This window comes from Rhizobacter fulvus (assembly GCF_964020785.1).
On the sequence record NZ_OZ224516.1, the window covers coordinates 98,703 to 119,823 of the forward strand.

Annotated in this window: 20 protein-coding genes; 15 read left to right on the forward strand and 5 right to left on the reverse strand. The window is 69.5% G+C overall.

What is annotated here, in order from left to right:
• Window positions 1–4: 4 nt before the first annotated feature.
• The 13 genes from ACWH49_RS00460 (at window position 5) to ACWH49_RS00520 (ending at window position 13,448) form a co-directional block, all read left to right on the forward strand.
• On the forward strand, window positions 5–1,057 hold the full coding sequence (locus ACWH49_RS00460) for a branched-chain amino acid ABC transporter permease (protein WP_448169647.1): 1,053 nt from the start codon (window positions 5–7) through the stop codon (window positions 1,055–1,057).
• Window positions 1,058–1,098: 41 nt separating this feature from the next.
• Window positions 1,099–2,325, forward strand: coding sequence for an ABC transporter substrate-binding protein (locus ACWH49_RS00465; RefSeq protein ID WP_448169648.1), 1,227 nt, complete (start codon window positions 1,099–1,101; stop codon window positions 2,323–2,325).
• A gap of 89 nt (window positions 2,326–2,414) precedes the next feature.
• Complete coding sequence (locus ACWH49_RS00470) at window positions 2,415–3,206, forward strand: ABC transporter ATP-binding protein (RefSeq protein ID WP_448174279.1); 792 nt, start codon at window positions 2,415–2,417, stop codon at window positions 3,204–3,206.
• Window positions 3,207–3,237: 31 nt separating this feature from the next.
• Window positions 3,238–4,338 carry a CaiB/BaiF CoA transferase family protein gene (locus tag ACWH49_RS00475; protein ID WP_448169649.1) on the forward strand — a complete coding sequence of 367 codons (1,101 nt, stop codon included), beginning with the start codon at window positions 3,238–3,240 and terminating at the stop codon, window positions 4,336–4,338.
• A gap of 17 nt (window positions 4,339–4,355) precedes the next feature.
• Window positions 4,356–5,108, forward strand: a complete 753-nt coding sequence (gene fabG / locus ACWH49_RS00480; protein WP_448169650.1) for a 3-oxoacyl-ACP reductase FabG — start codon at window positions 4,356–4,358, stop codon at window positions 5,106–5,108.
• A 13-nt stretch (window positions 5,109–5,121) separates the two neighbouring features.
• Window positions 5,122–6,270: an acyl-CoA dehydrogenase family protein gene (locus ACWH49_RS00485; protein WP_448169651.1), complete on the forward strand. Its 1,149-nt coding sequence runs from the start codon at window positions 5,122–5,124 to the stop codon at window positions 6,268–6,270.
• 40 nt (window positions 6,271–6,310) lie between these two features.
• Complete coding sequence (locus ACWH49_RS00490; RefSeq protein WP_448169652.1) at window positions 6,311–7,840, forward strand: class I adenylate-forming enzyme family protein; 1,530 nt, start codon at window positions 6,311–6,313, stop codon at window positions 7,838–7,840.
• The gene (locus tag ACWH49_RS00495; protein WP_448169653.1) at window positions 7,837–8,313 is read left to right on the forward strand and encodes a MaoC/PaaZ C-terminal domain-containing protein; all 477 of its coding nucleotides are present in this window, start codon (window positions 7,837–7,839) and stop codon (window positions 8,311–8,313) included. Before ACWH49_RS00490 ends, ACWH49_RS00495 begins: the two co-directional genes overlap by 4 nt.
• A gap of 21 nt (window positions 8,314–8,334) precedes the next feature.
• The gene (locus ACWH49_RS00500; protein ID WP_448169654.1) at window positions 8,335–9,162 is read left to right on the forward strand and encodes a citryl-CoA lyase; all 828 of its coding nucleotides are present in this window, start codon (window positions 8,335–8,337) and stop codon (window positions 9,160–9,162) included.
• The gene (locus tag ACWH49_RS00505) at window positions 9,159–10,322 is read left to right on the forward strand and encodes a CaiB/BaiF CoA transferase family protein (protein WP_448169655.1); all 1,164 of its coding nucleotides are present in this window, start codon (window positions 9,159–9,161) and stop codon (window positions 10,320–10,322) included. The genes ACWH49_RS00500 and ACWH49_RS00505 overlap by 4 nt, the downstream gene beginning before the upstream one ends.
• A gap of 5 nt (window positions 10,323–10,327) precedes the next feature.
• Window positions 10,328–11,494, forward strand: coding sequence for an acyl-CoA dehydrogenase family protein (locus tag ACWH49_RS00510; protein ID WP_448169656.1), 1,167 nt, complete (start codon window positions 10,328–10,330; stop codon window positions 11,492–11,494).
• A gap of 46 nt (window positions 11,495–11,540) precedes the next feature.
• On the forward strand, window positions 11,541–12,500 hold the full coding sequence (locus tag ACWH49_RS00515; RefSeq protein WP_448169657.1) for an alpha/beta fold hydrolase: 960 nt from the start codon (window positions 11,541–11,543) through the stop codon (window positions 12,498–12,500).
• A 39-nt stretch (window positions 12,501–12,539) separates the two neighbouring features.
• A complete protein-coding gene (locus tag ACWH49_RS00520; protein ID WP_448169658.1) occupies window positions 12,540–13,448 on the forward strand; it encodes a DMT family transporter in 909 nt (302 codons plus the stop codon).
• A 75-nt stretch (window positions 13,449–13,523) separates the two neighbouring features.
• Here ACWH49_RS00520 and ACWH49_RS00525 read toward each other — a convergent pair whose 3' ends face one another.
• The 5 genes from ACWH49_RS00525 to ACWH49_RS00545 form a co-directional block, all read right to left on the reverse strand.
• On the reverse strand, window positions 13,524–14,306 hold the full coding sequence (locus tag ACWH49_RS00525) for an enoyl-CoA hydratase-related protein (protein ID WP_448169659.1): 783 nt from the start codon (window positions 14,304–14,306) through the stop codon (window positions 13,524–13,526).
• A 66-nt stretch (window positions 14,307–14,372) separates the two neighbouring features.
• Window positions 14,373–15,359, reverse strand: coding sequence for a tripartite tricarboxylate transporter substrate binding protein (locus ACWH49_RS00530; RefSeq protein WP_448169660.1), 987 nt, complete (start codon window positions 15,357–15,359; stop codon window positions 14,373–14,375).
• Between the two features lie 10 nt (window positions 15,360–15,369).
• On the reverse strand, window positions 15,370–17,361 hold the full coding sequence (locus ACWH49_RS00535; protein ID WP_448169661.1) for an acetoacetate--CoA ligase: 1,992 nt from the start codon (window positions 17,359–17,361) through the stop codon (window positions 15,370–15,372).
• Window positions 17,358–18,572, reverse strand: coding sequence for a CaiB/BaiF CoA transferase family protein (locus tag ACWH49_RS00540; RefSeq protein ID WP_448169662.1), 1,215 nt, complete (start codon window positions 18,570–18,572; stop codon window positions 17,358–17,360). Before ACWH49_RS00540 ends, ACWH49_RS00535 begins: the two co-directional genes overlap by 4 nt.
• Window positions 18,573–18,588: 16 nt before the next feature.
• The gene (locus tag ACWH49_RS00545; RefSeq protein ID WP_448169663.1) at window positions 18,589–19,377 is read right to left on the reverse strand and encodes an enoyl-CoA hydratase/isomerase family protein; all 789 of its coding nucleotides are present in this window, start codon (window positions 19,375–19,377) and stop codon (window positions 18,589–18,591) included.
• A gap of 107 nt (window positions 19,378–19,484) precedes the next feature.
• On the opposite strand from ACWH49_RS00545, the gene ACWH49_RS00550 reads away from it, so the two are divergent.
• Together ACWH49_RS00550 and ACWH49_RS00555 are read left to right on the forward strand one after the other, a co-directional pair.
• Window positions 19,485–19,964 (forward strand): PaaI family thioesterase, encoded by a 480-nt coding sequence (locus tag ACWH49_RS00550; protein WP_448169664.1) that lies wholly within the window; start codon window positions 19,485–19,487, stop codon window positions 19,962–19,964.
• A gap of 149 nt (window positions 19,965–20,113) precedes the next feature.
• Window positions 20,114–21,121: an HlyD family secretion protein gene (locus ACWH49_RS00555; protein WP_448169665.1), complete on the forward strand. Its 1,008-nt coding sequence runs from the start codon at window positions 20,114–20,116 to the stop codon at window positions 21,119–21,121.

Genomic DNA, 21,121 nt, shown 5'->3' on the forward strand with positions numbered 1-21,121 from the left:
ACCCATGGACCCCTCCGGCATCTTCTCCATCAGCTACGCGAGCGACAGCGCGCTCGTGCGCACCCGTGCCCAGTGGCTGGCCCTGGCGCTGTTCGGCGCCGCGCTGCTGCTCTACCCCTGGCTGGCCTCGCCGCGGCTGGTGGCGGTGGCCAACCTGATGCTGGTCACGTCCATCGTCGTGGTCGGGCTGCAGATCACCACCGGCTACGCCGGGCAGATCAACCTCGGCCAGGCCGCCTTCATGGGCGTGGGCGCCTATGGCGCCAGCGTCGTGGAAGTCAAGTTCGGCCTGCCGTTCTGGGTCGCGGTGCCGGTGGGCGGTGTGCTGGCGGCGCTGGCCGGCTGGGCCTTTGGCCTGACGGCCGCGCGCATCAAGGGCTTCTACCTCGCGCTGACCACCATCGCAGCGCAGTTCCTGTTCGTCTTCGTGGTGCTGAACCTGCCCTCATCGTGGCTCGGCGGTGTCAACGGTTTCAGCCTGCAACCGGCGCGGCTGGGCCCGCTGGTGTTCGACACCGACCGCGCGCTCTACTACCTGTTCCTGGTCAGCACTGCGGTGATGGTGTTCGGCGCCTTCGGCATCCTGCGCAGCCGCCACGGCCGCGCCTTCGTGGCGGTGCGCGACGACGACGTGGCCGCCGGCATGATGGGCATCGACGTTCCCGGCACCAAGGCCCGCGCCTTCGTGCTCGGCGCCTTCTACGCCGGCATCGGTGGCGCACTGTGGGCCTACCAGATCCGCTTCGTCTCGGTCGACCAGTTCACGCTCTTCAACTCGATCTGGTTCATCGCCATGATGATCGTCGGCGGGCTGGGCTCCATCGTCGGTGCGCTGATCGGCACGGTATTGATCCGCATCGTGCAGGAGAGCATCACCACCCTGGGGCCCGATCTCATCGAGTTCATCCCCACCCTGAGCAGCGACATCGTGTTCGCCAGCATGAACGTGTTCCTGGGCCTGGTCATCACCGGTTTCCTGCTGCTCGAGCCCAAGGGCCTGATGCACCGCTGGAACATCTTCAAGGCGACCTATCGACTTTGGCCCTTCCCGCACTGAAGCCACCCCTTCCCGACCCCCACCTCCGAGGAGACAACCCCATGCAACGACGCCCCTTCCTGAATTGCGCCACCGCTGCCGCCTGCGGCCTGCTGCTGAGCACCGCCGCGCACGCCCAGACCACGATCAACGTGGCCGCGCTGGCCGATTTCGCCGGCCCCTATGCCAACGTGATGAACGACATGCAGGGCGGCCGGCTGGCGGTGCTCGACTGGTGGAACAAGGAGGTCGGAGAAAAGCTCAAGGTGCGCATCGCCGTCAAGACCTACGACACGCGCTACGACGTGGCGCAGACGGCCAGCCTGTGGCCCGGCATCAAGGCCGAGCTCAAGCCAGCCCTGGTGCTGGGCCTGGGTGGCCCGGACGCGGCCGCCTTGCAGCAGCGGCTGCCGGAAGACAAGGTGCCGATGCTGTTCGGCACCGCGGCCTACGGCTTCGGCTGGAAGCCCGGCCAGTGGGCGCTCAACATCCGCCCGACCTACGCGCACGAGGCGGCCGGCTTCGTGGAGTGGTTCCGCGCCACCAAGCTGGAAGGCAAGCGCCCGGTGAAGGTGGCGATCATCACCTCCGAAGCCACACCGGCCTACGCCGACATGGCCAAGGGCTTGCAGAGCTACGCCAAGGCACACCCGGACAAGGCCACCTTCGTCGAGGCCATCTGGACCGAGGTGCAGCCGGCCGACCTGACGCTGCAGGTGCGCCGCCTGGCCAACGCCGGCACCGACGTGATCGTCATCCAGACCAACACCGCGCAGGCCGTGGCCACCAAGCGTGCGCTGCAGGCGCTGGGCAAGAACATCCCGATCATGCTGTCGCTGCACAACGGCGTGGCCGGGTCGTCGCGCGCGCTGGGCGACGCCAACGGCTTCGCCGGTGACTTCGAGGTCGGCGCCATCGCCGACGCCAGCGAGGACGACACCACGGCCCGCAAGTTCTACCGCGTGCTGCAGGACAAGCACGGCCTGAAGTCGGGCTGGAACGCCATGACCATGATCGGCCTCGGCCAGACCATCGTGGCGGTACGCGCGATCGAGGCTGCGGTCAAGGCCAAGGGCGCCGACAAGGTGACCGGCGAAGCCGTGCACGCCGCGCTGCTGGCCGTGCCGTTCACGTCTGCCGAGCTGATGGGGCTGCTGCCGGGCGTGGACTTCAGCGCCGACTCGCCCTTCCCCACCGGCAGCGCCAAGGTCAACGTGGCGACGATGAAGGACGGCAAGGTGGTTCGGGCCGCCGGCGACGTGGCCGTGCCCACGGTGCCGAAGTGGTGACGGACAGCAGCGAATCGGCCGCAGTGGAGGCGCGGCGCCAGGCCGCCAAGCAGGCGCCCGTGCTGCCTGCCCCCACCGCGGCGGACGCGCTGCTGGCGTTGAGCAACGTCGAGGTGCTCTACGCCGAGGTCATTCTGGCGCTCAAGGGCGTGTCGATGCAGGTTCCGCAGCGCGGCTGCGTCGCCCTGCTGGGCGCCAACGGTGCCGGCAAGAGCACCACGCTGAAGGCCATCTCGGGCGTGATCGACTCCGAGGACGGGCGCGTCTCGGGCGGCAGCATCGCGTTCGAAGGCCAGCCGATCCGCGGCCGGGACTCGGCCGCCGTGGTGCGGGCCGGCCTGGTGCACGTGATGGAAGGCCGGCGTGTGTTGCCGCACATGACGGTGGAGCAGAACCTCATCATCGGCGGCCACATGTTCAAGTCCGCCGCCGCGATGCGCCAGGCGCTGGCCGCGGTGTATCAGGCCATCCCGCGGCTGGCCGAGCTGCGCAAGCGCGTCGCCGGCTACCTCTCGGGCGGCGAGCAGCAGATGCTGGTGATCGGCCGCGCCATCATGGCCGAGCCCAGGCTGATGCTGATCGACGAGCCTTCGCTGGGGCTGGCGCCGCGCATGGTCGAGGAGGTGTTCGCCGTGCTGCACCGGCTGCGCGAGCAAGGCCTGGCGCTGCTGATCGTCGAGCAGAACACGCGCGTGGCGCTGGAGATCGCCGACTACGGCTACGTGATGGAAAGCGGACGCATCGTCCTCGAGGGCGGTGCCGAGGAGTTGCGAGCCAACGAGGACGTGCGCGAGTTCTATCTCGGCCTGGACCGCGAAGGCGGGCGCAAGAGCTTCCGCGACGTCAAGCATTACCGCCGGCGCAAGCGCTGGCTGGGCTGAATCAACCACAGTGAATCAAAGGAACAGCGCCATGGGCGGTCCCCTTCAAGGCCTGAAAGTCATCGAGTTCGGCGGCATCGGCCCCGGACCCTTCTGCGCCATGATGCTCGCGGACATGGGGGCCGACGTGATCCGCCTCGACCGCAAGGTCGACAAGGGCAAGGACCGCGGCGAGCCGGCGTTCCTGGCCAGTGGCCGGCGCAGCGTGATGCACCGCGGCCGGCGTTCGGTGGCGGTCGATCTCAAGTCGCCGCAGGACCGCGACAAGGTGCTGGCCATGCTGGACGGCGCCGACGCGCTGATCGAAGGTTACCGCCCCGGCGTGATGGAGCGCCTGGGCTTGGGCCCGGACGTGCTGCTGGCGCGCAACCCGCGCTTGGTATACGGCCGCATGACCGGCTGGGGCCAGGAAGGCCCGCTGGCGCAGGCCGCGGGCCACGACATCAACTACATCGCGCTGTCGGGCGCGCTGGCCACCATCGGCCGCAAGGTCGGCGGACCCATCGCGCCGGCGGCCATGATCGGCGACCTGGGCGGCGGCGGCATGATGCTCGCGTTCGGCATCATGTGTGCCGTGTTCGAGGCCAGAAACTCGGGCCACGGACAGGTCGTCGACGCAGCGGTGCTCGACGGCGCGGCGCTGCTCACTTCCATCGTCTGCGAGCTGCGTGCCGTCGGCCACTGGAAGGACGAGCGCGAGTCCAACCTGCTCGACGGCGGCTCGCATTTCTACGACACCTACGAATGCGCCGACCGGCAGTGGATTTCCCTGGGCGCGCTGGAGCCGCAGTTCTATGCGCTGCTGCTCCAGAAGCTCGCCATCACCGACCCGGAGTTCCAGCGCCAGCGTGACCCGTCGGCGTGGCCGTCATTGAAGGCCAAGCTGGCCACCATCTTCCGCAGCCAGCCCAGCGCTCACTGGTGCGCGCTGCTGGAAAACACCGACGTCTGCTTCGGCCCCGTGCTGAACACCGGCGAGGCCGCGCGCCACCCCCACAACGTCGCGCGCGACACCTTCTTCGAAAGCCAGGGCGTGGTGCAGCCGTCGCCGGCGCCGCGCTTCAGCCGCACGCCGGCCACCCGGCCCGGGCCTGCGCCGTACATCGGCGAGCACGACGACCAACTGCTTTGACCTGATCTGGAACAACCATGCAACTCGGACTGACCGACAAAGTCGCCATCGTCACCGGCTCGGGCCGCGGCATCGGCGCCGAAACTGCACGCGCGCTGGCCGAGGAAGGCGCGCGCGTCGTCGTCACCGACATCGACGCGCAGGTCGCGTCCGAGCACTGTGCCGCGTTGCAGCGCGACGGCTTCCAGGCGATTGCCGTCGCTGCCGACGTGACCAAAGCCGCCGACGTCGAGCGCCTGGTGCAGTCGGCCCGCGACGCCTTCGGCGGCGTGCACGTGCTGGTCAACAACGCCGGCTTCGCGCGCGACGCCCGCATCACCAAACTCAGCGAAGCCGACTGGGACGCCGTGATCGACACCGTGCTCAAGGGCGCCTTCCTGTGCACCAAGGCGGTGGCGCCGGTGATGGCCGCGCAGCACTGGGGCCACGTCGTCAACATCTCGTCGCGCGCCCACCTGGGCAATCCGGGCCAGGCCAACTACTCGGCCGCGAAAGCCGGCATCCTCGGCTTCAGCGCCGCGCTCGCGCTCGAACTCGGCCGCGACGGCATCACCGTCAACACCATTGCCCCCGGCTTCATCGAGACCGACGGCGTGCGCAACCTGCCGCACTACCAGAAGATCAAGGACAACGCGATCGCCCGCACGCCGATCGGGCGCCTGGGCGTGCCGCGCGACATCGCCGGCGCGGTGGCCTTCCTGGCGAGCGAGGCGGCCGGCTACATCACGGGCGCCACGCTCCACGTGACCGGCGGCCGCTTCGCGACCTGAACGAGGACATCTCATGGACTTCGGCTTCAGCCCCGAACAGGACGCGATGCGCGAATCGGTGCGCCGCTTCATGCGCGAGCGCGTCGCGCCGCGTGTGGCCGAATCCGAGCAGCAGCGTGAATTCGCCTGGGACCTGCTGCCGCAGTTGCAGCCTTTCGGCTACCTCGGCGGCCTGCTGCCCGAAGAGGCCGGCGGCTTCGGCATGCGCTATGCCGACTGGGCCATCCTGATGGAAGAGGCCGGCTACTGCTGGCTGTCGCTGCGCGTGATGATGAACTCGCTCAACATCCTGGCGCAGCTGCTGCACCGGCAGGGCACGCCCGAGCAGCAGCAGCGCTGGCTGAAGCCGCTGCTGGCCGGGCAGTTGAAGCACTGGATGGCGATCACCGAGCCCAATCACGGCTCCAACGTCGCCGGCATCGAGACGCGCGCCGAGGACCGCGGCGACCACTACCTCGTCAACGGCAACAAGCTGTGGATCACCAACGGCGTCCACGGCAATTTCGGCGTGCTGGTGGCGCGCACCTTCAGCGCGACCTGCGACGGCGGCATCAGCCTGTTCATCGTCGACCGTGCGCAGACGCAGTACGAGGCGCGGCGCGCCGACGTGATGTTCATCCGCGCCACCGGCACCTCGCAACTGAGCTTCAACGACGCCGTGGTCCCCAAGGCCAACCTGCTCGGCAAGGAAGGCGAAGGCCTGAAGGCGATCCTGACCGGGCTGAACTTCGGCCGCCTGAACGTGGCCATGGGCGCGGTCGGCGCGGCACGCTCCGCGCTCGACCTGTCGATCGAATATTCGAAGCAGCGCCAGCAGTTCGGCAAGCCGATCGCCGGCTTCCAGCTGGTGCAGAAGCTGATCGTCGACATGATGGTGCGCTGCGAAGCCGCGCGCGCGCTGGGTTACCGCGCCGCCTGGGCGCTCGACCAGGGCGGCAGCGCGCGCACCGAGTGCTCGATCGCCAAGCTCTACGCGGCCGAAGCCGCGCACGAGGTGGCCGGCATGGCGTTGCAGGTGCACGGCGGCTCGGGCTACAGCGAAGAGCTGCCGATCGAGCGCATCTTCCGCGACACGCGCGGCGGCATGATCCCCGAGGGCACGACCGAGATCCAGACCCTCATCATCGGCCGCGAGGTGCTGGGCATCTCGGCGTTCCAATGAGCTGAAGCTGTGAAGACATGACGCATCGCCGCACATGGGCATGACCCTGCTCCACGCGCTGCGCCTGAACGCGCGGCGCCACCCGCAGCGCGTCGCGATCCGCTTCCGCGACAGCGCGCTCAGCTACGCCGAACTGCTGGCCTGCACCGAACGCGCAATGTGCGCGCTGGCCGCCCTGGGCCTGGCGCCGGGCGAGAAGGTGCCGATGCTGTCGACCAACCACGCCGACATGCTGGTGGCCTACTTCGCGCTCACCGGCATCGGCGCAATCCCGGCACCGCTGAACTACCGCCTGGCCGACGACGACCTGCGCCACGGCATCGCTGCAGCGCACGCGCGCTTCGTGCTGCTGGGTTCGGGCTTCGCCGAGCGGGCCCAGGCGTTGGGCGATCCGGCACGGCGCTGGATCTGGTTTGCCGATGCCGAACGCCACGCGCCGGCCGACGCACTGTGCTGGCAGGCGCTGCAGGCCGGCGCCACCGGTGCGGTGCCCGAGGGCCGCGCCGGCAGCACCGTGATGCTGCACACCTCGGGCACGACCGGCCGGCCGAAGGGCGCGCTGCGTTCACGCTTCGGCTTCGAGGAACGCGCCATCGAACAGGGCTTCGCCATGGACGACCGCACGCTGTGCGTGCTGCCGATCTGCCTGGGCGCCGGCTGCGTCTACACCCTGCTGCCGCTGTACCTGGGTGCCAGCATCCGGCTGCACGAACACTTCGACGCCGGTGCGGTGATCGACGCGATCGAACAAGAACGCATCGACTCGACGATGCTGCTGCCGGCGATGCTGCAGGCCATGGTCGAACACCCGCGCTTCCACAGCGCCGACCTGTCCAGCCTGCGCGTCATCCAGTCCGGCGCCGGGGCGCTGTCGGGCACGCTCAAGCGTGCGCTGCTCGCGCGTTTCGGCGACGGCGTCCTCAACATCTACGCTGCCTCCAGCGAGGTCGGCCCCTACGCCAACCTGAAGGGCGCCGAGGTCCGCGACCACCTCGATGGCAACTGCGTCGGCCGGCCCTTCTTCGGCGTCGAGCTGAAGCTGCTCGGCGACGACGGCGACGAGGTGGCGCCCGGCGAGGTGGGCGAGATCTGCTGCCGCAGCGAGTCGCAGTACGACGAATACTTCGAGGACCCCGAACTGACCGCCAGCACACGGCGCGGCGACTTCCTCACCGTCGGCGACCTCGGGCGGCTGGATGCCAACGGCCTGCTGCACTTCGTCGGCCGCAAGCGCGACATCATCAAGAGCGGCGGCATCAACATCTACGCCTCCGAGATCGAAGAAGCGCTGCAGCAGCACCCGGGCGTTGCCGAGGCGCATTGCGTGGGCCTGCCCGACGACCGCTGGACCGAGCTGATCTGCGCCGTCATCGTGCCGCGTGCCGGCCAGCAGCCGACGGCCGACGACATCACCGCGTTCGCCGCCGCGCACCTGGCCGCCTACAAGAAGCCCCGGCGCGTGGTCTTCATGGCCGAGGTGCCCAAGAACCTGACCGGCCGCGTGCTCAAGACCCAGCTCGTCGAGCAGGTGCTGGCCTTGCCGACCCCCGACACGAAGGAGATCTCATGAACCTGTCCGCCCTGCGCGCCGAGCCCTGCTACTTCGAAGACCTCGGCATCGGCGACAGCTTCGACAGCCCAACACGCACCGTCACCGAAGCCGACGTCGTCAACTTCGCCGGCCTGTCGGCCGACTACAACCGCCTGCACGTCGACGCCGAGTACGCCAAGGACACGCCCTACGGCCAGCGCATCGCGCACGGCCTGCTGGTGCTGGCGGTGATGTCGGGGCTGGTGACGCGCATGCAGCTCAACCAGCACCTCGAGCCCAGCCTGATGGGCCTGCTCGACATCCAGTGTCGCTTCCCCAAGCCCACCTTCATCGGCGACACCTTGCGCGTGCGCGTCGAAGTGGCCGAGAAGAACGAGACCTCCAAACCCGACCGCGGTGTCGTGGCCTTCAGGCGCCAGGTCATCAACCAGCGCGGCGAGGTCGTCGTCGAAGGCGTCTGGAAGCTGCTGGTGAAGCGCCGCCCGGCCTGAGAACCTGAAACGAGAAGCAGCATGACCATCAAGACCCCCATCGGCTACACCACGCGCGACGAGATCTTCGTGCGCGACCGCAACATCGCCACCGAGATCCTCGGCCAGCTCGACTTCATCGACATGATCTTCCTGGCCGCCACCGGCCAGACGCCCAGCGCGCCGATGAAGCGCATGGCCAACGCGCTGATGGTGGCCGTCACCGACCACGGCCTGACGCCCAGCGCCATCGCGGCACGGCTGACGATCCTCGGCGCACCCGAGTCGATCCAGGGCGCGGTGGCGGCCGGCCTGCTGGGCGCGGGCAACCACTTCCTGGGCACCATGCAGCTCAGCGCCCAGATGCTGAAGGACGCGGTGGCCGGCCTGGCGCCCGACGCCGACGGGGCCGCGTTCGACGCCTGCGCAGCGGCCCTGGTGCGCGCGTACCGCGCCGGCAAGCGCATCGTTCCCGGCATCGGCCATCCCATCCACATCAAGGGCGACCCGCGCGTGCCGGCGCTGCGCCGCGTGGCCGGCGAATGCGGCTTCGAAGGCCGCCACTGGCAACTGGCCTCGGCCATCGAGCGTGCCGCGCAGGCCGAGTACGGCAAGCTCTTGCCGCTGAACGCCGCCGGCGCCGTGGGCGCCTGCGTCGCCGACATGGGGCTGGACCCGCTCTGGGCGCGCGGCTTCGCGCTGATCGGCCGCTCGGCCGGGCTGGTGGCGCACTTGCTCGACGAGAAGCGCGCACCGCTGGGCCAGAAGCTGTGGGACCTGGTGCTGGCGCAGGACGACAGCGCCGAGCTCGCCGGCCACGACAACCCGATCCCGCAGCGCGCGCAGGCGCTGAAGCCGGGCAAGGCATGAACGCAGGCACAACGGGTGGCAGCCCGCCGCTGGGCGGCCTGCGCGTGCTCGACCTGTCCGAGCTGCTGCCCGGCCCCTATGCCACGTCGCTGCTGGCCGACCTGGGGGCCGAGGTGGTCAAGGTCGAACGACCCGGCGGCGACAACGCACGCGCCATCGTGCCCGACATGGTGGAGGCGCTGAACCGCGGCAAGCGCAGCATCTGCATCGACCTCAAGACCGAAGCCGGCCGTGCCGTGCTGCGCAGCCTGGCCGAGCGCAGCGACGTGCTCGTCGAAGGCTTTCGCCCCGGCGTGACGCGCCGGCTCGGCGTCGACTACGACAGCCTGAGCGCCCTCAACCCGCGCCTGATCTACGCCTCGGTCTCGGGCTACGGCGCCAGCGGGCCGCAGGCGCTGCGGCCCGGACACGACCTGAACTACCTCAGCGCCGCCGGCGTCGTGGGCCTCACGCAGCGCGGCGGCGCCCCCACCCACGACGTCAACATCCCGGTGGCCGACATCGCCGGCAGCATGTTCGCGGTGGTGTCCATCCTGGCCGCGCTGGCGCAGCGCGAGCGCGACGGCCGCGGCCAGTTCCTGGACGTCGCCATCGCCGACGCCGCACTGCACTGGACCACGCCGCGGCTCGGCTCGTGGTTGGCGGCAAAGGCGCGCGGCACGGCGGCCAGCGCGGGTCTGCCACGCCAGCCGGCCTATGGCGTGTACCCCACTGCCGACGGCCGCTACATAAGCATCGCGGCCATCGAAGACCCGTTCTTCGCCCGCCTGGTCGCTGCGCTCGGGCTGACCGACCTGCAGGGGCCGGCGCTCGCGCGCCACCACGACCGCGTGGCGCACCGCGCGCGCATCGACGCGGCCATCGCCGAGTGCCTGCGCGCGCAGCCGCTCGCGCATTGGGCCGCGCTGTTCGATGCCCAGGACATCCCCTGTGCGCCCGTCAACAGCCTCGACGACGTGCTGGCCGACCCGCACTTCCAGGCCCGCGGCATGGTGAGCGAGGGCGACGGCCAGCCGCGCCTGCGCTTCCCGGTGCCGCTGCGCGACCTGCCCGCGTCCAGCGCCCAGGCGCCGGTGATCGGCGAGCACACGCAAGCCATCCTGGCCGAGCTGGGCCTGCCGGCGGACGCCCTGGCGGACGCCACCCGAACCGTGAACTGACGCCCATGGACTTCGAACTCGCCGACTGGCAGCGTGCCGCGAGCGACGCCTTCGCCGACTACCTGGCGCGCGAAGTCGCGCCCATCGTCGGCGCCCATGAACGCGAACGCCGCCTGCCGCCGCGTGAGATGGTGCGCGCGATGAGCGGCTACGGCCTGCTCGGCGGCCTGCTGCCAGAGGCACTCGGCGGCCAGGGGCTGGACCACGTCACCTACGGCACGCTGCTGGCCCAGCTGGCCGGCACCTGGGCCTCGCTGCGCAGCATGATCAGCACCTCGAACCTGGTGCTGTCGATCATCGCCGAGCGCGGCAGCGCCGAGCAGCGCGAGCGCTTCCTGCCGGCGCTGATGCACGGCGAGACGCTGGCCTTCTTCGGCCTGACCGAACCCAACGTCGGCTCCGACGCCAGCGGCGTCGAGACCCGCGCCGAACGCGACCCCGCCAGCGGCGGCTGGCGCCTGCGCGGGCGCAAGCTGTACATCTCCAACGGCGTGCACGCCGATCTGGGCGTGGTGTTCGCGCGCACCGGCACCGGCACCGGCAACGACCGCGCCGTGTCGGCCTTCATCGTCGAACGCGGCATGGCCGGCTTCTCGGCGCGCGAGGTGCACGCCATGGGCATGCACTGCTGCCCGCTGGGCGAGCTGCTGTTCGACGACGTGCTGCTGCCGGCCGCCAACCTGATCGGCGCCGAAGGCCAGGCCTTCGCGATCGCCAAGCACTACCTCAACCTCGGCCGCTGCTTCGTCGCCTATGTCTGCGCCGGCGTGGCCGAGGCCGCGTACCGCGAAGCCTGCCGCTACGCCGGCCAGCGCCAGCAGTTCGGCCGGCCGATCGGCCAGTTCCAGCTGGTGCAGCAGATGGTGGCCGACATGATGACGCGGGTGGAAAGCTCGCGCCTGCTGGCCGGGCGCGCTGCCGATGCGCTCGACAGAAAGAGTGACGACGCGCAGCGCTGGTGCTCGATGGCCAAGCGCCACAACAGCGACACCGTGCTGCGCGTGTGCGAGGATGCGATGCAGGTGCTGGGCGGCGCCGGCTACACCAGCGACTTTCCGCTCGAGCGCCACTACCGCGACGTGCGCCACCTCGCCATCGCCGAGGGCAGCAACCAGATCCAGGCGCTGCTGCTGGCGCAGGGCGAACTGGGCCTGTCGGCGCTGCGCGGCTAGCTGCCGACAGCGTGCCGGCCAACGACAACCAAGGAGATCCGAGTTCATGACCTCCCAAGCCGCCCTCACTCGACTGCCGGGCACGCCGGAGCCCATGCACCGCTGGCCCGGCCATGGCGGCGTGCACATCGCCGGCGATGCCTGGGGCCCCGTCGACGGACCGCTGGTGCTGCTGCAGCATGGCGGTGGCCAGACCCGCCACGCCTGGAAGGGCACCGGCGAAACGCTCGGCGCAGCCGGCTACCGCGCCGTGGCCTTCGATGCCCGCGGCCATGGCGACAGCGACTGGGCGCCCGACGGCCTTTACGGGCAGGACGCGATGGTGCGCGACCTGCAGTGCGTGCTCGGCGCGCTGGGTCAGCGCCGGCCGGTGCTGGTGGGTGCGTCGATGGGCGGCGGCACCAGCCTGGTGGCGGTGGGCGAGTCGCATGTCGACGCCACCGCGCTGGTGCTGGTGGACATCGCGCCGCGCGTCGAACCCGCAGGCGTCGACCACATCCAGGCCTTCATGCGCCTCAAGCCCGAGGGCTTCGCCTCGCTGGAAGAAGTGGCGCAAGCGATCGGTACCTACCAGCCGCACCGCAGGCGCCCGCCCAAGCTCGACGGCCTGGGCAAGAACGTGCGCCTGGGCGCCGACGGCCGCTACCACTGGCACTGGGACCCGCGCTACCGCGCCGCCCCGTTCGATCTCGAGCAGCGCTCCCGGCGATTGGCAGCCTGCTCGGTGAACCTGCATCTGCCCACGCTGCTGGTGCGCGGCGGCCTGTCTGATGTGCTGAGCGAGGCCGGCGCACAGGAGTTCCTGGCGTTGTGCCCGACGGCGGAATACGTCAACGTCACCGGCGCCGGCCACATGGTGGCCGGCGACCGCAACGACATCTTCGCCAACGCCGTGATCGATTTTCTGGCCCGCGTCGTGCCGGTCGGTGGCGCGCCGCTGCACCCGCCCCATCCGGTGCGGCCGCTCGAAGGCGACACGGGTGTCGACACGGTCGATGTGCCATGACGAACGCAGCGCACAGCGTGCGCTCGCCCTAGCCGCCGCATGCACGCCGTCACTGCGTTTGTCGAGCGCATTCCGCGCCGCGTCCGGGGCCTGCTGCTGGGCCTGATCGCAGCGCTGTCGTTCACGCTGCTGCACACCTCGGTGCGCTATGCCTCGCGCGAGCTGCACGTCTTCGAGATCACGTTCTTCCGCTACTTCATCGCCCTGTTCTTCATGCTCCCCGGCCTGCTGGGCAGCCGCTTCGCCGTGCTGCGCACGCAGCGGCTGCACCTGCACCTGATCCGCTGCGTGATGCTGATGATCTCGATGCTCGGGCTGTTCTCGGCGCTGACGATGTCGCCGATCTCGATGGTCACCGCGCTGAGCTTCGTCTCGCCGGTGTTCGCGTCGGTGGTCGCCATCCTGGTGCTGCGCGAGCGCTCCAGCGCCCGACGCTGGTTCGCCGTCGCGGGCGGCATCGTCGGCATGCTGCTGATCGTGCGCCCGGGTGTTGTGCCGCTCTCGCTGGGGCCTGTGTTGGCGATCTGCGGCGCGGTCGCCTGGGCGGTGTCGATCATCGTCATCAAGATGATGTCGACCACCGAGTCGAGCACGACGCAGGTGACCTACATGTCGCTGATCGTGACGCCGCTCACCTTCCTGCTCGCCGTGTGGGTATGGAAGTGGCCCAGCTGGCAACTGCTGCCGGTGCTGGTGTTCATGGCCTCCATCGCCACCGTGGGGCAGTTCGCCTACACCAAGTCGTTCAAGTACGCCGAAGCCACGGCGCTGATGCCGCTGGACTTCACGCGGCTGGTGTGGGCTTCGTTGATCGGCTTTCTGGTGTTCGACGAGGTTCCCGACATCTGGAGCTGGATCGGCGGCACGGTCATCTTCGTGAACGCCGTGTACATCACCTTCCACGAGGCCGGCGCGCGCACCGACAAGCCTCCCGTCGCGCCGGCGTAGCCGGAGTCTTCGCCGCCGCTGGACAGGCTCGACAAGAAAGCGATCCGGACGGCGCACCGTCCGGTCGCGCTCGACTCAGCGGAAACGGCTGAAATCCGGCTTGCGCTTCTCGAGGAATGCGTTGGCGCCTTCCTGCTGTTCCTCGGTCTTGAAGTAATTCGGCGCCACCTCCTTGATCAGGTCGCTCATGTCGCGGCCCATGATGGGCTGCATGTGGTGATAGAACGAGCGCTTGACGATGCGCAGGCAGGTCGGGCTCAGCGACAACAGTTCGTCGGCGTACTTGCGCACTTCCTCGTCGAGCTTTTCCTTCGGCACGACCGAATTCGCCAGACCCCAGTCCAGTGCCTGCTGCGCGTTGTAGCGCCGGCACAGCATCCACAGCTCGCGCGCGCGCTTGTGGCCCAGCACATTGGCCGAGTGCGAAACGATGTAGCCGCCAGCCGGCGAGCCGACCCGCGGACCGTTCTGGCCGAAGATGGAATGGTCGGCCGCGATCGTGAAGTCGCAGAAATAGGCGATGTGATGGCCGGCCCCGATGGCGTAGCCGCTGACGCGCGCGATCACCGGCTTGGGGCACTCGACGATCTGACGGTTGAACGTGAAGTTCAGGTCTTCCAGGCCGCTCTTGCCGCCGCTGCCCTTCTCCCAGTTGACGTCGCCGCCGACGCAGAAGGCACGGTCGCCGGTTCCGGTCAGCACGATGACGCCGACCTTCGTGTCGGCGGCGGCCAAGTCGAGCAAGCGCTGCATCTCGACGATGTTGTCGCCGGTGAACGCATTCAGCGTCTTCGGCCGGTTGATGGTGATGGTGCCGACGTAGTCCTTGACGTCGTAGTAGATCTCTTTATCGGACATGGTGTTGCTCCAGTGCTTGGGTTGAGGAAAGGGCGGGGCGGGCGCTGGTCTGCACCCGAACCGGGTTCAGTTCAGCTTGATGCTGGCATCGCGCACCACCTTGCCGAGATTGGCGATCTCGGAGCGGATGTGCGCCGCGAACTGCTCGGGTGTGGACGTCGTGATCTCGGCGCCGAACGCAGCCATGCGCTCGCGCGTCTCGGGCAGCGCCATGACCTTCAGGACCTGCGCGTTGAGTTGATCGATGATGGCCTTGGGCGTGCCGGCCGGCGCGAGCAGGCCAAGCCAGGCGGTGGACTGGTAGCCCGGGTAGCCCGACTCCGCCACCGTGGGCAGATCGGGCAGCACGGACAAGCGCCTGGGGCCCGTGGTCGCCAGCGCCTTGAGCTTGCCGGCCTTGATCTGCGCCGTCGACGAAGCCACGCTGTCGACGATCACCGGCACCTGGCCGGCGATCACGTCGGCCACCGCCGGGGCGCTGCCCTTGTACGGAATGTGCGCGATGTCGACCCCGGCCACCCCTTTGAACATCTCGGCCGCGAGGTGCGTGGACGTGCCGTTGCCCGACGAGGCATAGCTCAGCTGGCCCGGCTTGGCCTTGGCCATGGCGACCAGTTCGGTCAGCGTGTTGACCGGCACCGAGGGATGGACCGAGATGATGTTCGGCACCGCCGCGAGCAGGCTGATCGGCGCGAAGTCCTTGATCGGGTCGTAGCTCAGCTTGCCGAACAGCGCGGGGTTCGCGCCGTGCGTGGCGTTGAAGCCGATGAACAGCGTGTAGCCGTCAGGCGCCGACCGCGCCGCGGCTTCGGCGCCGATGTTGCCGCCAGCGCCGCCCTTGTTGTCGATCACGATCGGCTGCCCGAGCTGCTCGGCCAGCCGCAGTGCCAGCGTGCGCGCCACGTTGTCGAGCACGCCCGCCGGTGTGGAGGGCACGATGATGTGAACCGGCTTGGTCGGATACTCCGTCTGCGCCTGTGCCGCCGGCCCGGCGCTGGCGGCCCACACGAGCATGGCGCAGGCCACGACCCTCGAAACGACGGTGTTCGTCACGCGATCTCCTTCAGGTGTGGGCGGTGTTCGCGCCGCGCTGGCGCGCCAGTTCGACGAACCAGTCGAGACTGGCCGGGTTGGCCATCGCGCCGCGGTTCGCGACCTTCTCGATCGGCTGGCCGAGCAGCAGCTTCTTCACCGGAACTTCAAGCTTCTTGCCGGTCAGCGTGCGCGGCACCTCGGCCACCGCGATCACGTCGTTCGGCACGTGGCGCGCCGACAGCGCGCTGCGGATCGCGGCCTTGATGCGCTCGGTCAACTCGGCATCGAGCGCATGCCCGGGGCGCAGCACGACGAACAGCGGCATCCAGCTTTCGCGGCCGAGAAACTCGAGGTCGACCACCAGGCTGTCCATCACCTCCGGCAACGCCTCGACCACGCTGTAGAGCTCGCTCGTGCCCATGCGTACGCCGTGGCGGTTGATCGTGGCGTCGCTGCGGCCGTAGATGATCGCGCCGCCGCGCGGCGTGACGCGCAGCCAGTCGCCGTGGCGCCAGACGCCGGGGTAGGTGTCGAAGTAGCTCTCGCGCAGGCGCGTGCCGCCGGGGTCGTTCCACAGGTACAGCGGCATCGACGGGATCGGCGCAGTGCAGACGAGCTCGCCGACCTCGTCGACCAAGGAGTGGCCGGCGTCGTCCCAGGCCTGCACGTTCGCGCCCAGGCAGCGCACCTGCATTTCGCCGACCACCACCGGCACGGTCGGCACGCCGCCGACGAAGGCGCCGGCAAAGTCGGTGCCGCCCGACATCGGCGTGAGCCAGATGTCGCTGCGTACCTTGTCGTATATCCAGCGGTAGCTCTCGGGCGACAGCGGCGAACCGGTCGAGCCGACCGTGCGCAGCCGGCCGAGCGCTGCGACCTTGCGCGGCTCGACGCCGTGCTTCTCGCACATCGTGAAGAACGCGGCGCCGGCGCCGAAGAAGTCAAGGTTCATCTCGCCGCAGAAGCGCCACAGCGTCGAGTAGTCGGGCCAAGCCGGGTTGCCGTCGTAGACGCACATGGTCGCCCCCACCAGCAGCGCCGCGACGTTCAAATTCCACATCACCCAGCCGGTGGTCGTGTACCAATGAAAGCGGTCGGTGGCGGCGACATCGTTGTGCAGCGCCATCGTCTTCACGTGCTCGATCAGGATGCCGCCATGGCCATGCACGATCGGCTTCGGCAGCCCGGTGGTGCCGGACGAGTAGACGACCCACAGCGGGTGGTCGAAGGCTTGCAGATCGATCTGCAGCGCGGCGTCGCGCAGCAGCGCATCGCGCCAAGCCACGCCCTGCGGCCAAGCCGTTGCCACCGCGTCGGGATCGAGATACGGCACCAGCACCAGACGCTCGACGCTCGGCAGTTCCTGCAGCATCTGCCCGAGCAACTCGCGGCGGTCGTAGGCCTTGCCGCTCCAGCGGTAGCCGTCGGTGGCGATCATCACCTTGGGTTCGATCTGACGGAAACGGTCGAGCACCGCGGCCACGCCCATCTCGGGCGAACACAGCGACCAGATCGCGCCGACACTGGCCACCGCGAGGAACGCCACCACCGTCTGCGGAATGTTCGGCAGGTAGGCGACGACGCGGTCGCCGCTCGTCACGCCCTGCTCGCGCAGCCACTGGGCGAGCGCGGCCACATCGCGCTCGAGCCGGGCCCATGAGACTTCGTCGCGCTGCCCGGCCTCGTTGCGGAAGATGATCGCCGGCCGCTGCACGGTGGCATGCCTGAAGATCTGGCTGACGTAGTTGGTGCGGGTGTTCGGGAACCAGCGCGCCCCCGGCATCGAACCCTCGGCCAGCACCGGCGTGCGTTGGCCTTCCAGTGGCAATTCGAAATACTCGACCAGTGCCGACCAGAACGCCTCGACCTCATCGACCGACCATTGCCACAGCGCGGCGTAATCGGCGAAGTGCAGGCCCTTGTGGGCGCGCAGCCATTCGGTGAAATGCGTGACGCGCGCGCGTGAGACGCGCTGCGGCGACGGACGCCAGATCACCTCGGCAACTTCGGCGTGGCTCATGAACAGGTCCTGGTTGGATGGGGGTCGGCCAGGCGCACGACGCGCTCGCTCACCAGCCGCGCCACCTCGGCGGCGTCGCAGCCGAGTTCGCGCAGCAGTGCCTCGCTGTGCTCGCCGGCGCGCGGCGGCGGCGCCATCGCATCGGGGCTCAGCATGCCCTCACTCAGACGCGACGGAAACGGGATCAGCGGCAGGCCTGGCAGCGCCGCGTGCGTCACGAAGCGCCCCGCGAGGATCGGATCGGCCATGGCCTCGGACACGGTGTTCACCGGGCCGCTGGGAATGTCGGCGGCCGCGAAGACATCGACCCAGTGAGCAGCCGGACGGGTGGCGAAGATCGTTTGCAGTTCCACCGCCATCTCGGGCCGGCGCGCGACGCGGTCGGCGTTGGTCGCATAGCGCGGATCGTCGACCCAGGCCGGCCGGTCGATCGCCTCGCAGAAACGCCGAAAGGCACCGTCGCTGATCACCGAAACGCTGAACCAGCGGCCGTCACCGGCACGGAAGTGCCGGCTCGGCGCGGCGATCGGCAGGTTGATGGCGCGCGCCGGCTCGCGGTGCTCGACCGCATGCTCGCCTACCTTGGCGGCCATCAGGTTGAACATCGTGTCGATCAGCGCGGTCTCGACCGCCTGGCCGCGGCCGGTCTGGCGCCAGTGCATCACCGCCGCGAGGATGCCGAAGGCGCCGCACATGCCGCAGGCAACATCGACGAGCGGCAGGCCCATGCGGATCGGATCGTCGCCCTCGTCGCCGCTGGCGTAGAAGCCGCCCGCCATGCCCTGCACCACGCTGTCGACCGCAGGGCGCAGGCGGTATGCGCCGCGCTCGCCGAAGGCCGTGACGGCGGCGTAGACGATCTCGGGATGGGTCGCCCGGACCGCGTCGTAGGTCAACGCGTACTTCTCGGCGAAGTCGGGGCGGAAGTTGTGCACGACCACCTGCGAACGTGCGATCAGGCGGTCGAGAATGGCACGGCCGGCGGGCTTGCGCACATCGAGCGCGAGCGATTCCTTGCCGCGATTGCAGGACATGTAGGTGACGCTCGAATCGCCGTAGAACGGCGGCCCCAGGTGGCGCCCGTCTTCACCCGCCAGCGCCTCGACCTTGATGACGCGCGCGCCCAGATCGGCCAGCGCCATCGCCGCATACGGCCCGGCGATCAGGCGCGACAGGTCGACGACCGTGATCCCGTCGAGTACGCCTGCCATCTCGAGGCCCGACGGGCTACTTGGCGCCGCGCGCCCGGGTGCGGAACGCGGCGATGCCGGCGCGGTGCTCGGGCGTGTCTTCGAGCACGGCCATGTGCGACGACACCATGTCAAGGTGGGTGGCGAGCGCCATCGTCTGGCTCTGGTAGACCGCGCGCCGGAAGAAACGAATCGCCTGCTGCGGCTTGGACGCGATCGTGCGCGCCAGCTCGTAGGTGGCGCTCATGAGTTCGGCATCGGGCACGCTGCGGTTGACCATGCCGATGCGCTCGGCCTCTTCGGCGCCGACGACGCGGCCGGTCCAGAACAGCTCGAGTGCGCGGGCGCTCCCGATCAGGCGCGGCAGAAACCACGAGCCGGCGTCGCCGGCCATCAGGCCGATGTTGATGTAGGTTTCGGCCAGCGTGGCCGACTGCGCCATCAGGCGGATGTCGCACATGAGCGCCATGTCGAGGCCGGCGCCGCGCGCCGCGCCGTTGATCGCGGCGATGACCGGCTTGTCCATGCGCTCGAGCGCCAGCGGAATGCGGTGCACGTTGCGGAACAGGAAGTTCTTGCGCTCCAGGCTGTCCATCTCGCTGAACTTGGCCATCTCCTCGAAGTCGCCGCCGGCGCAGAACGCGCGGCCGGCACCGGTGACGACGATGACCTTGACCCGTTCGTCAGCCTCGGCAGACTCGAGCGCCGCGCGCCAGGCTTCGATCATCTTCAGGTCGAAGGCATTGAGCTGGTCGGGGCGGTTGAGGGTCAGCGTGGCGATGCCATCGGCGTCGACGTCCAGGCGAACCGGCGGCTGATCGGACATGTTCGAGGGCTCCTTCGGTTTCGGTGAGAACGTGTTCAGGATAACATAACAAGTGTTAGTTTGGCAGCTTCGAAAGCTCGTGCCACCCCTCCACCACCGGACCGCCCATGGACCAAGCCGACAACCGCAACGTCATCGCCACCATCAAGCGTGGCTGGAACGAGGACGCGTTCATGCGCGCGCAAGGCCTGCTCGTCGAAGAGCGCGGCGCGGGCGAGGTCACGATCCGCCTGCCTCAGGCCGGCCCGACTCAGCGCGGCGGCGGCGCGGGCGGCGACGCGGCCAAGGTGCTCAACGGTGGCGTCATCGCCTACATGTGCGACGGTGCGCTGGGCTACTCGATCATCTCGGGGCTGTTCGAGCTGCCGGACGCCCGATCGGTCGACGTGCGCGAGCTGCGAACCTTCACGATCACGCTGACGATGACTTATCTCGACGTGGCCCGCGGCGACAGCTTCGAGGCACGCGGGCGGGTTGTGCGCCTCGGGCGCGGCACCGCGTTCGCGGAGGGCCAGTTCATCAGCGAAGACGGCAAGGTCTGCGCGACGGCGCAGGGCATCTGGCGGGTGCTCTGGCCCCGATCGTGAGTTCCCCGAATCCAGGGGTTTCGCCGGGTGCATCGGGCACGCCCGACACACCGCCTTCGCCCGCTGGGAGCGACGAGCCGATCGCACCGGAGGCCGCCCCCGGCAAGCCGCCCGCCCGCACGAGGCGGCCGCGGCGGCGGGTGATCCTGATGGTGTTGATCCCGCTGTTCGGCGTCGCGCTGCTGCTGGCCTTCTACCTGCGTGGCGGGCGCGATGTCGAGACCGACAACGCCTATGTCAAGGCCGACAAGGTCGCCGTCAGCGCCGAGGTCGCGGGCATCGTCGCCGAGGTGCTGGTGCGCGAGAACGAAGCGGTCGTGCCGGGCCAGGTCCTGTTCAGGCTGGCCCCGACGCCGTTCCGCGTGGCGGTGGCCGAGGCCGAAGCGCGGCTGGCTCAGGCGCGCGTCGACCTGGCGGCGCTGGGCGCGGGCCACCGCCAGAAGCAGGCGGAGATCGTCGTCGCCCGGACCCGCTTGTCGTTCGCGCAGCAGGAGCAGCAACGCCAGGCCGAGCTGGTGGCGCGTGGCTTTGTCTCTGCGTCTCGCTTCGACGACGCGCGTCAGGCCAGCGCGCTGGCCGGGCAGCAGATCAGCGTCCTCGAACAGGAACTGCAGCGCATCGCCGTGACCTTGGGCGGCAGCGCCAACGCGCCTGCCGATCGGCATCCGAGCATCCGCGCCGCGCACGCCGAACTCGAGCGTGCGCGGCTCGATCTCGCGCGCACCGAGATCCGTGCCGCGTTGCCGGGCATTGCCAGCAAACCGCCCCGGCTCGGTCAGTTCGTCAGCGTCGGCAGTGTCGCGATGGCCCTGGTGGTCAGCACCACGCCCTGGGTCGAAGCCAACTTCACCGAGACCGATCTGACGCACATTCGTTCCGGGCAGGCGGCGCGCGTGCGCGTCGACAGCTACCCGGGCGTGACCTGGCTCGGCACGGTCGACAGCCTGAGCCCGGCCACCGGGGCCGAGTTCGCGCTGATCCCGGCCCAGAACGCCACCGGCAACTGGGTCAAGGTCGTGCAGCGGGTGCCGGTTCGCATCCGGCTCGATGCTGCGGCCGGCCAGCCGCCGCTGCGCGCGGGCCTCAGTGCGACCGCCACGATCGCCACCGGCCAGCGGCGCGAGCTCTTCGGCCTGTCGATGCCAGCCGGCTGGTGA

Excerpts from the sequence above, each read along its gene's own strand:
- ACWH49_RS00505 (WP_448169655.1), top strand. The coding sequence starts at position 9,159 with ATGAACGCAGGCACAACGGGTGGCAGCCCGCCGCTGGGCGGCCTGCGC.
- ACWH49_RS00525 (WP_448169659.1), bottom strand. The coding sequence starts at position 14,306 with ATGTCCGATAAAGAGATCTACTACGACGTCAAGGACTACGTCGGCACC.
- ACWH49_RS00545 (WP_448169663.1), bottom strand. The coding sequence starts at position 19,377 with ATGTCCGATCAGCCGCCGGTTCGCCTGGACGTCGACGCCGATGGCATC.
- ACWH49_RS00510 (WP_448169656.1), top strand. The coding sequence starts at position 10,328 with ATGGACTTCGAACTCGCCGACTGGCAGCGTGCCGCGAGCGACGCCTTC.
- ACWH49_RS00540 (WP_448169662.1), bottom strand. The coding sequence starts at position 18,572 with ATGGCAGGCGTACTCGACGGGATCACGGTCGTCGACCTGTCGCGCCTG.
- ACWH49_RS00485 (WP_448169651.1), top strand. The coding sequence starts at position 5,122 with ATGGACTTCGGCTTCAGCCCCGAACAGGACGCGATGCGCGAATCGGTG.
- ACWH49_RS00500 (WP_448169654.1), top strand. The coding sequence starts at position 8,335 with ATGACCATCAAGACCCCCATCGGCTACACCACGCGCGACGAGATCTTC.
- ACWH49_RS00515 (WP_448169657.1), top strand. The coding sequence starts at position 11,541 with ATGACCTCCCAAGCCGCCCTCACTCGACTGCCGGGCACGCCGGAGCCC.
- ACWH49_RS00495 (WP_448169653.1), top strand. The coding sequence starts at position 7,837 with ATGAACCTGTCCGCCCTGCGCGCCGAGCCCTGCTACTTCGAAGACCTC.
- ACWH49_RS00490 (WP_448169652.1), top strand. The coding sequence starts at position 6,311 with ATGACCCTGCTCCACGCGCTGCGCCTGAACGCGCGGCGCCACCCGCAG.
- ACWH49_RS00475 (WP_448169649.1), top strand. The coding sequence starts at position 3,238 with ATGGGCGGTCCCCTTCAAGGCCTGAAAGTCATCGAGTTCGGCGGCATC.
- ACWH49_RS00465 (WP_448169648.1), top strand. The coding sequence starts at position 1,099 with ATGCAACGACGCCCCTTCCTGAATTGCGCCACCGCTGCCGCCTGCGGC.
- fabG (WP_448169650.1), top strand. The coding sequence starts at position 4,356 with ATGCAACTCGGACTGACCGACAAAGTCGCCATCGTCACCGGCTCGGGC.
- ACWH49_RS00535 (WP_448169661.1), bottom strand. The coding sequence starts at position 17,361 with ATGAGCCACGCCGAAGTTGCCGAGGTGATCTGGCGTCCGTCGCCGCAG.
- ACWH49_RS00550 (WP_448169664.1), top strand. The coding sequence starts at position 19,485 with ATGGACCAAGCCGACAACCGCAACGTCATCGCCACCATCAAGCGTGGC.
- ACWH49_RS00520 (WP_448169658.1), top strand. The coding sequence starts at position 12,540 with ATGCACGCCGTCACTGCGTTTGTCGAGCGCATTCCGCGCCGCGTCCGG.
- ACWH49_RS00460 (WP_448169647.1), top strand. The coding sequence starts at position 5 with ATGGACCCCTCCGGCATCTTCTCCATCAGCTACGCGAGCGACAGCGCG.
- ACWH49_RS00555 (WP_448169665.1), top strand. The coding sequence starts at position 20,114 with ATGGTGTTGATCCCGCTGTTCGGCGTCGCGCTGCTGCTGGCCTTCTAC.